Origin of the sequence: Marinomonas sp. FW-1, assembly GCF_005222245.1 — a bacterium.
GTDB lineage: Bacteria > Pseudomonadota > Gammaproteobacteria > Pseudomonadales > Marinomonadaceae > Marinomonas > Marinomonas alcarazii.
Genome location: NZ_CP025987.1, coordinates 3,793,067 through 3,807,421, shown reverse-complemented (window position 1 = coordinate 3,807,421; position 14,355 = coordinate 3,793,067). Strand labels below are relative to the sequence as shown.

The following is a 14,355-nucleotide window of genomic DNA, read 5'->3' as shown; positions in this document are numbered from 1 at the left end:
CTCTTGTTACGTTATTTAAACGAAAACCCACATGAATGTTTTTTGCACAATACCGCTACTCAACATTAAGAGAATTTATTGCATCAAATTGTTCTGATCGCGACGTTTTTGGAACTGTTTTGACAGTTTTCGTCAGCTTCAGCATCATTTGAGTTTTTGTTTAAATCTTTGTCTGGCTGAGCCTTTTTTTGCTAGCAAGGACTGATTATTAAGCTAGCATAACTCAACTGTAAAGTTCTGAAAGACAACAAAAAAGCCATCAAAGATGGCCTTTTTTGTTTGTAACCGGATAAGAGTTACATCAATATGTTTAGATGTCAAATTATAGTAAACAATTTGACGGGTTAAGGAAGGAATAGCTCAAGCAATTCGTTGAGGAATAATTTGCCTTTTTCGGTGGTTTTTATACGCTGTTTGTTCCATTCATCAGCGTCTAATAAGCCTTGTTTTATTGCGACTCCACAGGCCTGAATTAGAGAATCAGGGACACTTTGATAGGTAAATCGTTGGTAATCCTTTAAATCAAAGCTTTCAAACAAACGCAGACGGTTCATCATGAACTCAAGCGGAAGGTCTTCTTGCTCTATGGCTTCTTTAATGACTAAAGCTTCGGGTAGGTTATTTAAGTAATGATTTGGGTGGCGAGTCTTTCGTGTACGAAATATTTGACCATTAACTAATGTGATCTTGCCGTGAGCACCTGCGCCAATCCCTATGTAATCTCCAAAGCGCCAATAGTTTAGGTTGTGTGCCGCGCGACGGTTCTCTTTTGAATTAGCCGACACTTCGTACTGAGCGTAACCATGTTTGGTCAACAGCTCTTGTCCTGCGTCTTGAATTCCCCATAAGGTGTTGTCTTCAGGCAGTGTTGGTGGTCGGCGATAAAATTCAGTATTTGGCTCGATAGTGAGTTGATACCAAGACAAGTGTTCCGGGTTCAGCTCGATAGCAAGAGATAAGTCTTCTAGTGCCATTTCAAGGCTTTGATCGGGTAAACCGTGCATCAAATCCAGATTAATATTGTCGAAGCCAGCGGCTCTGGACTTATCCACAGCGTGTATTGCTTCTTCACGGTTGTGGATTCTTCCTAGGGTTTTCAACAGGTTTGGCTGAAAACTTTGAATGCCAATGGACAAGCGATTAATGCCCGCTTGGCGGAAATGACGAAATTTCTCTTGTTCAAATGTACCTGGGTTGGCTTCCATGGTGATTTCGGCATTGTCTGCCCAAGTCAGTTTTTCACGTAGGGCATTCATGAGCCGATAATAGAAATCTTCACTCATTAAGCTTGGCGTGCCACCGCCAATAAACGCCGTTTGAATGGGGCGTCCTGCGACATAAGGTAAATCGGCTTCTAAATCAGCGAGCAGCTGTGCTAAATAAGCGTCTTCTGGCAGCTTGCCATTGGCTTCAAAGCGATCCGCTTGATGGGAGTTGAAGTCGCAATATGGGCACTTACGCACACACCAAGGTAAATGTATGTATAGACTTAGCGGTGGCAATAGGTTGCTCAAAATGGCGTACCTTGTTGCGCAGCTGATTGCTGTTGGAACGCGCTAACAAGCTGTTTTAATGCTTTGCCGCGATGGCTAATTTGGTTTTTGACTTCTTTTGGCAAGCTGGCGGCACTGCAACCGCATTCTGGTACATAAAACAAAGGGTCATAACCAAAGCCTTCTTGGCCTTCCGTCGAGGTCAAAATACGGCCTTCCCAAACACCGTGGAATACCAGCGGAGTAGGGTCGTCTTTGTGGCGCATATAAGCCAGAACACAATGAAAGCGTGCAGTACGTTCTAACTCAGGTACGCCGTCTAGTTTTTCTAATAGCAGGGCATTGTTAGCGTCGTTATTGCCATGTTCACCAGCAAAGCGGGCGGAGTAAATGCCTGGAGCGCCATTAAGGTAATCGACTTCAATGCCAGAATCATCGGCTAAGGATGGTAAGCCGGTATGAGCGCAAGCATTACGAGCTTTTAAAATCGCATTTTCGATAAAACTTAGGCCCGTTTCTTCAGCTTCTTCGACGTTAAACTCGTTTTGCGGTTTTACATCAATGCCCATGTCACCCAGTAACGCATTGAATTCTTTGATTTTACCGGCGTTGTTGCTGGCGAGTACGATGGTTTTGTTCACGGATTTTTCCTCGATTTCGTAAAACAAAGGCGGCTGGTTCGCCGCCTTGATGTCATCTTAGTTGCTCGACTTCAATGGTTATCTGCTTAGCGACTGATATGAAAGATCGCTGTTTCGCTGAATAAATTCGGCATAGAGCGAATCCACCAGTGGTCTTTTAGCTGTCCATCTACGGCAGCCCAACGTAGCACTTTTATGTTCTTTTCTTCACACAGACGTTCAAAATCTTGGAAGGTAAAAAAGTGAATGTTTGGTGTGTCATACCAGTTGTATGGCAAAAAGTCTGAGACAGGCATGCGACCTTTTAACGCCAAATGCATACGACTGCGCCAATGGCCAAAGTTAGGGAAGGTAATAATGCATTCTTTACCAATACGCAGCATCTCATCGATCAACAAATCTGGACGGCGGAACTGTTGCAAGGCATGAGTCATCAGAACGAGGTCAAAACTTTGGTCGTCGAAATTTTGTAAGCCTTCGTCTATGTTTTGTTCTAAAACTGGAATGCCTTTTTCGATACAGGTGTTTAAATCGTCATGGCCGATTTCCAAGCCATAGCCGTTCACCTGCTTATTTTTAATTAGGTGATGGAGCAATTCACCGGGGCCACATGCTAAATCGAGTACACGAATATTAGGTTGTACCCATTCGTCGATTATCTCTAAATCAGAACGCATTATTTGACCTCCGTGGTTAAGCGATTGGCAACACGGGTTAGAAAGGTATTGAGTACCGACATGTAGCGTGGAATCGGGAACAAAAAGGCATCGTGACCTTCTGCGGCTTCTATTTTGGCGTATGACACCTGCTTACCGGCTTTGACGAGTGCATTAACGATTTCTTCACTGCGCTCTGGAGAGAATCGCCAATCGGTAGTGAAGGAGACCAATAAAAATTCACATTGAGCTCGACTCAGTACTGCCGCGAGGTCGCCATTCGTTTGCGCTGCCGGATCAAAGTAATCTAACGCTTTGGTCATTAGCATGTAGGTGTTGGCGTCAAAGCGCTTGGTAAAGGCTTCGCCTTGATAGCGCAAGTAACTTTCTACTTCGAATTCGATGCCGTAATTGTATTGGTAGCTGTCATGGCGCATTTGACGGCCAAATTTAGCGCCCATGGCGTCGTCCGATAAATAGGTGATATGACCAAGCATGCGTGCCAAACCAAGGCCATTGGTTGGTACAGAGCTGTTTTCTAGGTAGTTGCCATCAAAAAAATCAGGATCACGGCGAATAGATTGACGTGCCACTTCGTTGAAGGCGATATTTTGTGTCGATAACTTTGGTGCTGACGCCACTATTACTGCGGACTGCAAACGCGTCGGGAAGCGAATGCTCCATTCAAGCACCTGCATTCCCCCTAAGCTGCCACCAACGATGGCGGCAAAAGTTTGGATACCTAGCAAGTCCGCTAAACGCGCTTGGCTTTCGACCCAATCTTCTACAGTAACGATTGGAAAGCTGGCTTCCCAACGTTTGCCTGTTTCTGGGTTGATGCTGGTTGGGCCTGTTGAGCCACAGCACCCCCCTAAGTTATTCAGAGCAATAACAAAAAAGTGATTGGTATCAATGGCTTTGCCAGGTCCAATCGCCGAGTCCCACCAGCCTGGTTTTTTGTCAGACATGCTATGGTAGCCCGCTGCGTGATGATCGCCGCTCAATGCATGGCAAATCAAAATGGCATTAGAGGCGGCTTTATTTAGCGTTCCATATGTCTCATAGACCAGTTCATATGATGACAGTGTTTGTCCGCATGAAAGCGTTAATGGCGTGTCGAATTGCGCAATCTGTGGCGTGACAATACCAATAGAGTCGGCTGGAATGACGTCCGGCATAGGTTTGTTTGTATCCTAATGAAAGTGCTCGAATTCCCGTTAAGAAGAGAGGGAAAGTTCATCGATGAATGATGCCGTACAGTCTAGCGTCTGCGCCTAGTGTCATCAAGAGGCGAGAGGAGGAAAACAGGCGTAGACAAAAACGCTTCTATTGCCTTGTATGGCGAACATAGAAGCGTCTTGTGTTGTGTGTTTGGTAGGTTAAGGGAGGGTGAAGACTTGAGTCTTGCTGGCCAGCTGCTCGCAGAGCTGTTGAATCTGCTTGGTTTTATCCGCCATGACATCGATAGAATGCGTATCTTGGTTGAGCTGTTGAGCGATTTGTTCCATCTCTGAACTCATTTGCACCGCAGTGCTGGCAACATCTTGAATGGCGCTTGCCATTGAGTCTGTGGATTTGGAGCCTGTCATCGCATTGCTTTCGATATCACGCATGGCATCTTCTGCCTTGCTGCCATTTTCACCAATGATTTTTAAATTGTCTTGTCCGCTTTCCATGGTGGTGATGGCTGTTTGGGTGGAGTTCTGGATGGTGCCAACGATGTCTGTGATTTTTGAGGTAGCGTCGACGGTTTTCTCTGCCAAGGCTCGCACTTCGTCAGCTACGACAGAAAATCCTCGACCGGCTTCCCCTGCTCGCGCGGCTTCAATGGCTGCGTTTAATGCGAGTAGGTTGGTTTGGCTGGCAAGGTCATTGATCATAGCGATCACGCTATCTATATCCTTGGATAATCGGCCTAGCTCGTTGAGCTGTTGGCTGGTGGTATTAACGATTTCTACCGTATCGCTGATACTGTTTAGTACCATTTTGATGGTATCTGCACCAGATTTTGCCGATTGATAAGTGTCATTGGAGTGACCTTTTAGGGCGTGGGTGGTGTTCGACAATTCCGTTAAGCGGTTTGATATATCGTCCGTGGCCGTTGCTAAAGAGTTGGTACGTTGGTTTACCAAGTGGTTGCTGCCAGCAATGCTGCTTATGGTGTTATTTAAATCTGTCGACATGCCACTGACATTATCTGTTGTCGATACCACATCTTTGAGGACATCGCTCAAGCCCCCCGTCATCTGATTCAATGATTGGCTGAGTTGGTCAAATTCATCATTACGCTTTGTATTGACGATTGCTTTTGAGGACATATCCCCTTTTTTAACCTTGTTCAGGTCGGCAATGATGCCTTGTAGGGTAGTGTTTACACTGCGTCCTATGGCGATCATTAGTAATGCCGCCACTAGAATAATGGCAATACTGACCGTCAATAAGGTGGCGTTTGCTTGAGAGGAGCTTTTCAGAGCCGCTTCTTCGGCTTCTACTAATTTGGTTTCAATCAGTGTGTTGGTCGCTAGCTGGACTTTGGTAAAGTTGTCTTTTTGTTGTGAGAAGGTGTTCTCTGTTTCATTCAGAGCGACATAGGCTTGGCCGTACTGTAAAAGCGCGGCTCGATAGGCGTTGGCTTTAACGCCATGAGTCTCTTGAAAGCCAAAATTCTCGATTCGGTTGTCGAACCGAGTAAAGCTGGTATTGAATTCCTCTAAATTCTCTGCAGTAGGGTCCGATAAATAACTGGCTTCCGCTTTTCGAACGTTGGTGAACTCGCGTCTTAATAGACTGAGCTTTTGAATGTCATCACTGATTTCTGTGCCCATACGGTCAATTTCGCCACGTAAGCCAGAAGACGAATCAAAGCCTATGATGCTTCGCTCTTTAATAAGAGCAATGAGTGATCGGCTATAGAGATTGATGCGTTCCAAGTTTTCTTCTAGTGCCTTCTTGAGGTCTTGGCTATTGGCTTTCTCTATGCTGGCTGTAATGGTGTTTGTATTTTGTTCGATTTGTTGGTTTGTTGTTGCAAGGTATTCTTGAACGGTATCCACCGACACGGATCTTAAGCGGTCGGCTATGTCCAGCATTTGAATGCTGAGGTGGTCATTGGAAGCTTGAATTTTGGATAGGTTTCTTAGTTTATTGTTCGCTTCCTGTTGAGAGGATAATCCGCCAATTGCCACAAAAGTGACGATGACGAGTCCTAAAATTGCAGTGATTAACAGTATTAATAACTTCGTTTTAAAGGATAGGTTTAACAACATAATGACCTTCCAGCTCGGCTGTTTATTGGAATAACATGCACATAGTGGCTATGTGGGTTATTGGTCTATGCAATCATCGTGCTAAAAGTTTAAAAAATGAGCACGTTTGGGGGAGCGGTCGAATAAATGGTCGGTTTTATTTAGATAACGCTTTCAATTGGTGCAGAAAGTAGGGCGAAGGAAACGAAAGAAGCCCTGTTTTGAGCAGGGCTGTTAATAATTAGGTCGATTATTGGGTAATACTAAACAAGCGGTAAACTAGCTGTCCTGCGGTTTTCTCTTTTATTAGCGACCAGTGGCTGGGCAACTCTGGTAAAAGGGCCTCTTTTTCCATTTCTATGTACACCAAGGCGCGATCAGCAAGCCAGCCTTTTTCAAGCAAGGGGATGATTTGTGCTAGCCAACCTTTACGAAATGGTGGATCTAAAAATACGATATCCATTGGCTGAGGCGTGGCTGTATCGAGAAAAACTGCGGTGTTCTGTGCCGTCACTGTCGCATTGGTAGCACCTAATGTGGCTAGGTTCTGCGTCATTTGTTGGGTGACGACTCGGGAGTTATCGACGAAGGTCAGATGCTTTGCTCCCCGAGATAAGGCTTCTAATCCTAGGGCGCCTGATCCACAAAAAAAATCAGCACAAACCGCGCCAGGAATTTCATGGTTAATCCAGTTGAAGAGGGTTTCTCTGACCCTGTCTGGAGTGGGACGTAACCCTTCAATGTTTGGGATTGGCAGCTGGCGGGAGCGCCATTCACCAGCAATTATCCGAAGTTTAGCGGCTTTTGCTTGGCTTTTACTTGAAGCGTTGTTTAGTGGTTTTTTTTTCATTGGTAAACCTGAATCTCTTGATAAGACGATGGTGTTAATAGTTGAGAGAGAGCCGTTTGATAATCTTCTGCGGTAAAGCTATTCACTGCTTCTTGGTAGTTATTAGCGAATTGCTCTAGAGTAAGCGGGCCGTCTAGATGGGCGATTTGTGTGGCGATATAGCTCCACCAAGTTGGCGATAAGGCTTGGGTTTCTAGCTGTGTTTTAAAGGCATCCAGTAAAGCCTGAAATGTTTTTTCATCCTGAACAGAGGGGACTTGCTCAGTAAAAACGAGACTTTTCGCGTTGATCAATTGATCCATTTTTTCGTTTGATGCTGTTGGAGCGATAATCGGATTATTGCTGTATTGAATACTCCACCATGCCCAAGGGTTCTTTGGCGAAAGCGTGAGGGCAAGCTGAACAAAGTCTATGTGCTGTTGCTTATTTAGAGTGGAAACCAAGTCTGCCCCCCAAATCTGTAAGCTAATCCATTCTTTTATTGTGGCAACGGGTTTTAGAGCGATAGCACTGCGAGTTTGCCAAAGGTCGCCTTGGTTCTGCTGAATGGTACTACTGATGGGCTCGTGTTGGATTTTCTCTGCTGGGTCCTTGGCTATTTTGAAGTCTTGGCTGATTGCGTTCAGTGCTGTTTGAAGGCTTTGCTGCGCTTCAAGCGTTAGATCGCCGACCACGTAAATGGCAACGACTGCGTTTTTAAGGCTCTGATAGTAGTCAACAATGTGCTCCAGTGATGCCGGCATGAGGTTTTTGCTGACTTGTTCTTCTGCGCTGTCAAAGAATAAGGCGTCTTCAAGTACGTGTTGTGCGTTTGGGGACTTTGAACGTTGAGTTTGCCAATTATCAAAAGTACGACGTTTGAAGTCGGGATCTTTTAGCCATTTGGTAATCAAAGATAGCGAGGGCAGTAAATAATCGGTTTCATTGTTTAGGGTTAGACCAATGACTTGATTTTCGTGGTCATAATAGCTGTTTGCACTGGCGGCCAATGGTGCAAGTCTTTGGTTGATAGAGGCGGTACTCAATGGAAGAGAGTCGCTCATCAACATCGCCAAGGTCGTTTCTATAAGTGCGGTATTGGTCGTGACAGAACGAAAAACAAAGCGCAGCTCAACTTTGTTGCTGTTTTCCCACGCTTCTTGTTTGAGCCACACTACAGGGATGCCCGATGTGGTCGACCAAGCTTCTACTTTAGGGGTTGGAAGTGTGGTGCTATTACTCGCGGTTAAATTAAGCAACCAAATTGCCAGGGTACAGAACAGCATAATGGCCGCTAAAACAGGTCGACTAAAGAGAGGTTTGTTACTGTCTGACATAATTAACCTTGAAACGGTATGTGTTAGTGTGAAACTAGGCCTGTTTGCACACTAAAATGATGTTAAAATAGTCGTTTTAGTGCTTATCTGCGTGGCACAATGTCCAATCATAGCATTTCACTGATGTGCACTGCATCAGTCAAAATAAAGAGACCGATTTAATGGAAGTTGTTAATCAAATCATTGTTTTTTTCACACCGTATTTTGGTGAATATGCGCGTTATGTTCCGATTGCGATTGGAACACTTTTAGCCATTATAGCCTTTATTATTCGCCGCCGTTTTGTGAATAAAATGAATGCAGATATTAAAGCAGCTAAGAAAAAGGATATAGATGCTTCTAAAGCGGCAGATGGCAATTCAGATACACCGGAAACTGTTGATACAGATTCCACGGTAATAGAAGAAGTCAGTCATACTGACGCAACGGAAAGCTTGCCAGTTGAAGAACAAGCGCCGGCATTATCTTGGTCTCAGCGTATCAAGTCTGGCTTGTCTCGCACGCGAAGCGGCTTAGGGAATGGTTTGTCTTCGGTTGTTCGTGGGCACAAGAAAGTCGACGCAGATGTACTGGAAGAATTAGAAACTCAGTTATTAATGGCAGATGTGGGGATTGATGCAACACAAGCCTTAATGACTGGTTTAACGGAAAAGCTGAATCGCAAAGAATTAAAAGACCCTGAAGCCCTGTTGAGCCAATTGAAAGCGGATATGCAGGGAATTCTTTCTGTCTCTGAAAAAGAGCTAGAGCCAGTAAATCAAGATGGTCCTTTTGTGATCTTAATGGTTGGTGTAAATGGCGTAGGAAAAACGACGACCATTGGTAAGCTGGCGAAAAAATATCAGGCAGAAGGCAAAAGTGTTATGTTGGCAGCGGGCGATACTTTTCGTGCTGCCGCCGTTGAGCAGTTGCAAGTGTGGGGCGAGCGCAATAATGTACCTGTTGTGGCGCAACATACTGGCGCGGATTCAGCCTCAGTCATTTATGATGCTATCGAATCTGCCAAAGCCAAAGGCATTGATGTTGTTATTGCCGATACAGCAGGGCGTTTGCAAAATAAAGCGAATCTGATGAATGAGCTGTCAAAAGTCGTTCGCGTAATGAAAAAACTGGATGTGCACGCGCCTCATGAAGTGATGCTTGTGCTAGATGCCGGTACTGGTCAAAACGCAATTAGTCAGGCGAAGTTGTTTTCGGAAGCGGTTGGTGTAAGCGGCATTACGTTAACTAAGCTAGACGGCACCGCAAAAGGCGGTATTATTTTTGCGATATCGAAACAGTTTGCTTTGCCAATACGCTACATTGGTGTAGGGGAGCAAGCTGATGACTTACGCCCTTTTGTGGCGCAAGAATTTATTGATGCCTTATTCGATGGTGAGTAGAAATACATTAAACCTTTTTACGAAAGGATAGCGGATAAACGTGGAAATTGAATTTCAGCGGGTTGGTAAGAAGTACGAGAGTGGTCAAGAAGCATTATCGCAGGTGAGCTTTCATTTGCGACAAGGTGAAATGGCATTCCTTACTGGGCATTCAGGTGCAGGCAAAAGTACCTTGATGAAACTCATGATGATGATAGAACGTCAGACCTCGGGCCAAATTTTGGTTGACGGGGTTGATCTGCGCACATTAAGCCGACGTGCCGTGCCCCATCATAGGCGTCGTGTTGGTGTGGTTTTCCAGAATCATCAGCTGTTATTAGACCGAAGCGTATTTCATAACGTTGCCTTACCTCTGCAAGTGAGTGGCGCGGATCCGGCGCAAATTGCCAAACGTGTTAGAGCGGCGCTAGATAAAGTCGGCTTATTAGACAAAGAAAAATATAACCCGATGGCATTGTCTGGTGGTGAACAGCAGCGCGTTGGTATTGCCAGAGCAGTAGTGAACAAACCTCAGTTACTGTTAGCGGATGAGCCAACGGGTAACTTAGATCCTAAGTTGTCAGCTGAAATTATGAACCTTTTCCAAGAATTTAATCGGGTTGGTGTGACTGTCCTGGTTGCCAGTCACGATCTTGCCTTGGTGGCGCGCATGCGACATCGTGTCTTGACCCTAAATCAAGGTCGAATGGTTAACGACGGAGGGTTTGGCTAAATGGCACAAAAGCCGAATCAGAGGGGCGCCACTCGAGAGTCTATTAAAGCGACGAAGCATAATTGGCCGACACGGACGACTTTTAGCCCCAAGCAGTACTTGCGTCAGCATCAAGCTACATTGGCTGAAAGCTTTATGCGTTTGGTGAGTTACCCTTTGGCGAGCGTTATGACGGTGATGGTAATCGCCATTGCGTTGTCTTTGCCTGGCGGATTGTATGTATTGTTGAAAAACGTACAGTCGGTAACGGATCAATGGGAACAGCAGTCTGTTATTACTCTGTACCTTTTCCCTAACATGGAAGACACACAAGCCTTGGCTCTGTCTCACCGATTATCCGCACAAGATGACATTGCATCGGTGGAATATATTTCTAAGGAAGAAGGGTTAAGGTATTTCGAGCAATCCAGTGGTTATGAGCAGATTATGTCTGCTCTGCCTGAGAACCCTCTGCCTATCGTGTTGCGGGTGATTCCTAAGCAAGCGGTAGACATTACGACTTTATCGAGCTTGCAAGCATTACGCGATACATTGGCTGCCGAAAAAGAAGTGGATCATGCCGAATTAGATGCACAATGGTTACAGCGTCTTGCGAATATACTGAGTTTTGGGCAACGATTTGTGTATGCTTTGTCGGTATTGTTGGTGGTTGCCGTATTGCTGATTGTGGGAAATACCATTCGTATGGCGGTAGAAAGTCGCCGAGACGAAGTGTTGGTAATGAAATTGGTGGGCGCAACGGACGCTTATATTCGCAGACCCTTTTTATATATGGGGTTTTGGTTCGGTGTGTTGGGTGGTTTTTTCGCAAGCCTATGTATTCTCTTGCTTAGCTGGTGGGTGAGTGCACCTGCAGAACGATTGATAGACCTTTATCAAAGTGGTTTTGAGCTTCAGTCTTTTAATGCAGATGAGATTGTTTTATGTTTAACTATCAGCGCATTTGTTGGGGTGTCCGGTGCATGGATTGCTGTTAACCGACATATTGCGAATATTGAACTGCAGTGACGATAAAGGGCTATAATCAGTATAAAGATAATAGCCATGGTTTATTCACATTTATGTCACACACAGGCAGAATTTACTTGTTAGTATTTTGTCGTACACAGTATGAACAACTAGAAGGTGGAAACAGAGATGGGTAAAGCTCTCCAACCTACAGACATGATGATTCCTGGCCAAAACCTTGAGTCTTATATGCAGGCAGTCGGACGAATTCCGATTCTGACGGCAGACGAAGAAAAAGCGTTAGCCGAGCGTCTATATTATAAAGAGGATCTTGAGGCAGCACGTACGTTAGTAATGTCGCATTTGAGATTTGTTGTACATATTGCAAAAAGTTACTCTGGATACGGTTTAGCCCAAGGCGACCTTATTCAAGAAGGCAACGTTGGACTGATGAAAGCAGTAAAACGCTTCAATCCTGAAGTGGGTGTGCGTCTTGTGTCTTTTGCTGTGCACTGGATCAAAGCTGAGATTCATGAATTTATTCTGAAGAACTGGCGTATTGTGAAAGTTGCGACAACGAAAGCACAACGTAAGATGTTCTTTAATCTGCGCAGCGCGAAAAAGTCATTGTCTTGGTTCAGTAACTCTGAAGTCGAGTCCGTGGCGAGTGATCTTGGTGTTACGCCAGAAGTGGTTCGTCAAATGGAAGGGCGTTTAAGCGCGTCTGATATGGCATTTGATGCTTCTGCGGATGACGATGATGACAGTGCTTTCCAATCGCCTTCTCAATATTTAGAAGATCATCGATATGACCCTGCCACCTTGCTTGAAAACGGCAACTGGGAAGAAGACTCTAACCAGCGTTTGGAAGTGGCCATGTCAGATCTTGACGAGCGTAGCCGAAATATTTTGGTGCAGCGTTGGTTATCGGATGCGAAATCAACATTGCATGAGCTAGCAGATGAGTACGGTGTGTCAGCAGAACGTATTCGACAGCTCGAAAAGAACGCGATGAAGAAAATACGTCTTGCTATGGGTGATGGTCAATTTGATTGATTGCTATCTTTAGCCAGCGAGAAAAAAAGCCCTCTAGCCGAGGGCTTTTTTGTGTCTAGCATGTTCATTGCCAGATTGTTGTTTACCGGCTTTGTAGTTGGTTGCCTGGCACAAATCGCCAAGTACGGATTATTTCCAGCTTATCCACTTCTTTCTTTAATTCGCTTGGAAAGGCCTGAAAAGGCTCGGCAAGGCGCACAATACGCATGGCTGCGTCGTCTAACACTCTAATCCCAGAAGACTGTAATACTTCTATATCATCGACATACCCTGAAGGCTGGATGATCACGGCAAGGCGTAGTTCGCCATATAAGTGATTTCGTTTTGCTTCTTCTGGGTAATGTATATTCCCTATACGCTCAATTTTACGACGCCAGTCATCCAAATATTGCGCATCAATGGCTGATTTTGCTGAGACGGAAGTCAGTCGTCGAATTCTCGGGCGCTTTGCATAGGATTGTCGTTGTTGATCGAGCAGGGCTTCTAGCGTGGCGATGTCGTTCGAAAGGTGGCTGGGGATTTGAGTTTCGCCACGGAACTGCTCTTCAAGTGTTTTAGTGGCTTCATCTGGCTCGTTAATGATTTCAAAAACGGCTTCTTGGTTTTGTGTTGCCAACAAGCTTGGTTCATCTATAGGTTGCTGAGAAGCGAGTTGGGGCTGTACTGGGGGAGAGATTTCTTGGATCGTATCGGATAAAAACTGTGCATTCTCTGTCGTTGTCAGCTTCTGTTTTCGTAGCTCTGTCCCGCTTGCCTCTTGATTGGCTTGGGCGATGAAATCCGCTTCGGTAGGTGCTTTTGTCGTGTGTTGAACAAGTGTCACTTCGAGCGTTTTGGGTTTTGGGGAAGGGAGTTCGAAATCGAAGCCAATAATCATCACCATTAGCACATGCAGGCTAATGGCGATGAAAAGCGCGATAGAAAATTTATCAATTACTCGCATCGGCTATTACGAAAGACGTTTCTCGATGGCTTCAATTAACATCATGGCGATATTGAGATCGAATTGAGTGTCTAATTCACGTACGCACGTTGGGCTGGTGACATTGATTTCAGTGAGATAATCACCGATCACATCTAAGCCAACAAACATTAAATTCTTTTCTTTCAAAGAAGGAATCACTTGTTCACAAATCCAACGATCTCTGTCGCTGAGAGGGCGACCTTCACCACGGCCTCCTGCGGCTAAGTTACCACGAGTTTCACCAGAAGCAGGAATACGGGCTAGGGCGTACGGCACTGGTACACCATCAACTACTAAAATGCGCTTATCACCCTGTTTGATTTCAGGAATGAATTTCTGCGCCATGATCTGCTCTGTGCCCATGTTTGTTAATGTTTCAATAATAACGCTGACGTTGGAATCGTCCGGTTTTAGGCGGAAGATAGACGTGCCACCCATACCATCTAAAGGTTTGAAAATAACGTCGCCATGTTCTTTGTGAAAGTTTTTCAATAAATCGGCGCGACGTGTCACAAGTACGGCTGGGCAGCATTGTGGGAATTGGGTTGCGAAGAGTTTTTCATTACAGTCGCGTAGGCTTTTTGGGTCATTTACAACCATGGCACCATCGCGTTCTGCTTGTTCTAAGATCATCGTACTGTAGACAAATTCACCATCAAACGGTGGGTCTTTACGCATCAAGATCACGTCCAGTTCGCCAAGAGCCATTTTGCTCTCGTCACCTAGGTCATAAAAATGCTCTGGGTCTTTGTATACATTGAGCGGACGAGTCATGGCGTAGGCTTTGCCATTGTCTAGGAATAAGTCCTTTTGCTCCATGTAGATAAGTTGCCAACCTTTTTCTGCGGCGGCCCAGAGCATGGCGAGTGAAGTGTCTTTTTTGTAGTTAATGGATGCAATTGGATCCATAACGATGCCGAGCTTAATAGTCATAGGGTGATTCCTAAAGCGAAAGCGACGTTTTAGCGCTTTAATAAAACGATTAATAGATGTTGATGCTATAGAAATATGGGGACGCTGAGAAGAAAAAACACCCATGATTTTCATATAGTTGATTTGAGAAATAAAAAATTGAACTGAATGCGAGCCGTA

General features: G+C 45.0%; 13 protein-coding genes. 4 read left to right on the top strand and 9 right to left on the bottom strand.

Annotation, left to right across the window (positions count from 1 at the left end; all coding sequences use genetic code 11):
• Nucleotides 1-344: 344 nt before the first annotated feature.
• The 7 genes from hemW to C1X04_RS17645 form a co-directional block, all read right to left on the bottom strand.
• Nucleotides 345-1,514, bottom strand: coding sequence for a radical SAM family heme chaperone HemW (gene hemW, locus C1X04_RS17675; protein WP_137170594.1), 1,170 nt, complete (start codon nucleotides 1,512-1,514; stop codon nucleotides 345-347).
• Nucleotides 1,511-2,134: an RdgB/HAM1 family non-canonical purine NTP pyrophosphatase gene (rdgB, locus tag C1X04_RS17670; protein WP_137170593.1), complete on the bottom strand. Its 624-nt coding sequence runs from the start codon at nucleotides 2,132-2,134 to the stop codon at nucleotides 1,511-1,513. Before rdgB ends, hemW begins: the two co-directional genes overlap by 4 nt.
• A gap of 86 nt (nucleotides 2,135-2,220) precedes the next feature.
• Nucleotides 2,221-2,811 (bottom strand): methionine biosynthesis protein MetW, encoded by a 591-nt coding sequence (gene metW / locus C1X04_RS17665; RefSeq protein WP_110577044.1) that lies wholly within the window; start codon nucleotides 2,809-2,811, stop codon nucleotides 2,221-2,223.
• Nucleotides 2,811-3,968, bottom strand: coding sequence for a homoserine O-acetyltransferase (locus C1X04_RS17660; protein WP_110577043.1), 1,158 nt, complete (start codon nucleotides 3,966-3,968; stop codon nucleotides 2,811-2,813). The genes metW and C1X04_RS17660 overlap by 1 nt, the downstream gene beginning before the upstream one ends.
• A gap of 201 nt (nucleotides 3,969-4,169) precedes the next feature.
• Nucleotides 4,170-6,056: a methyl-accepting chemotaxis protein gene (locus C1X04_RS17655; RefSeq protein ID WP_110577042.1), complete on the bottom strand. Its 1,887-nt coding sequence runs from the start codon at nucleotides 6,054-6,056 to the stop codon at nucleotides 4,170-4,172.
• Between the two features lie 229 nt (nucleotides 6,057-6,285).
• Entirely contained in the window at nucleotides 6,286-6,885 is a 600-nt protein-coding gene (gene rsmD, locus C1X04_RS17650; RefSeq protein WP_110577041.1) for a 16S rRNA (guanine(966)-N(2))-methyltransferase RsmD, read from the bottom strand.
• Nucleotides 6,882-8,201 (bottom strand): insulinase family protein, encoded by a 1,320-nt coding sequence (locus C1X04_RS17645; RefSeq protein WP_137170592.1) that lies wholly within the window; start codon nucleotides 8,199-8,201, stop codon nucleotides 6,882-6,884. Before C1X04_RS17645 ends, rsmD begins: the two co-directional genes overlap by 4 nt.
• 161 nt (nucleotides 8,202-8,362) lie before the next feature.
• Here C1X04_RS17645 and ftsY point away from each other — a divergent pair, with 161 nt between their 5' ends.
• From ftsY to rpoH, 4 genes are all read left to right on the top strand, one after another.
• The gene (gene ftsY / locus C1X04_RS17640; RefSeq protein WP_110577039.1) at nucleotides 8,363-9,583 is read left to right on the top strand and encodes a signal recognition particle-docking protein FtsY; all 1,221 of its coding nucleotides are present in this window, start codon (nucleotides 8,363-8,365) and stop codon (nucleotides 9,581-9,583) included.
• 40 nt (nucleotides 9,584-9,623) lie between these two features.
• Nucleotides 9,624-10,295, top strand: coding sequence for a cell division ATP-binding protein FtsE (ftsE, locus tag C1X04_RS17635; RefSeq protein WP_110577038.1), 672 nt, complete (start codon nucleotides 9,624-9,626; stop codon nucleotides 10,293-10,295).
• Nucleotides 10,296-11,303: a permease-like cell division protein FtsX gene (ftsX, locus tag C1X04_RS17630; protein ID WP_110577037.1), complete on the top strand. Its 1,008-nt coding sequence runs from the start codon at nucleotides 10,296-10,298 to the stop codon at nucleotides 11,301-11,303.
• Nucleotides 11,304-11,432: 129 nt separating this feature from the next.
• Nucleotides 11,433-12,299, top strand: coding sequence for an RNA polymerase sigma factor RpoH (gene rpoH / locus C1X04_RS17625; RefSeq protein ID WP_110577036.1), 867 nt, complete (start codon nucleotides 11,433-11,435; stop codon nucleotides 12,297-12,299).
• An 82-nt stretch (nucleotides 12,300-12,381) separates the two neighbouring features.
• Here the strand turns inward: rpoH and C1X04_RS17620 are convergent, their stop codons facing one another.
• A complete protein-coding gene (locus C1X04_RS17620; RefSeq protein WP_110577035.1) occupies nucleotides 12,382-13,242 on the bottom strand; it encodes an energy transducer TonB in 861 nt (286 codons plus the stop codon).
• Nucleotides 13,243-13,248: 6 nt separating this feature from the next.
• On the bottom strand, nucleotides 13,249-14,196 hold the full coding sequence (gshB, locus tag C1X04_RS17615) for a glutathione synthase (RefSeq protein ID WP_137170591.1): 948 nt from the start codon (nucleotides 14,194-14,196) through the stop codon (nucleotides 13,249-13,251).
• Between the last annotated feature and the right edge of the window lie 159 nt (nucleotides 14,197-14,355).

Excerpts from the sequence above, each read along its gene's own strand:
- metW (WP_110577044.1), bottom strand. The coding sequence starts at position 2,811 with ATGCGTTCTGATTTAGAGATAATCGACGAATGGGTACAACCTAATATT.
- C1X04_RS17655 (WP_110577042.1), bottom strand. The coding sequence starts at position 6,056 with ATGTTGTTAAACCTATCCTTTAAAACGAAGTTATTAATACTGTTAATC.
- C1X04_RS17660 (WP_110577043.1), bottom strand. The coding sequence starts at position 3,968 with ATGCCGGACGTCATTCCAGCCGACTCTATTGGTATTGTCACGCCACAG.
- ftsX (WP_110577037.1), top strand. The coding sequence starts at position 10,296 with ATGGCACAAAAGCCGAATCAGAGGGGCGCCACTCGAGAGTCTATTAAA.
- ftsY (WP_110577039.1), top strand. The coding sequence starts at position 8,363 with ATGGAAGTTGTTAATCAAATCATTGTTTTTTTCACACCGTATTTTGGT.
- gshB (WP_137170591.1), bottom strand. The coding sequence starts at position 14,196 with ATGACTATTAAGCTCGGCATCGTTATGGATCCAATTGCATCCATTAAC.
- C1X04_RS17645 (WP_137170592.1), bottom strand. The coding sequence starts at position 8,201 with ATGTCAGACAGTAACAAACCTCTCTTTAGTCGACCTGTTTTAGCGGCC.
- rsmD (WP_110577041.1), bottom strand. The coding sequence starts at position 6,885 with ATGAAAAAAAAACCACTAAACAACGCTTCAAGTAAAAGCCAAGCAAAA.
- rpoH (WP_110577036.1), top strand. The coding sequence starts at position 11,433 with ATGGGTAAAGCTCTCCAACCTACAGACATGATGATTCCTGGCCAAAAC.
- C1X04_RS17620 (WP_110577035.1), bottom strand. The coding sequence starts at position 13,242 with ATGCGAGTAATTGATAAATTTTCTATCGCGCTTTTCATCGCCATTAGC.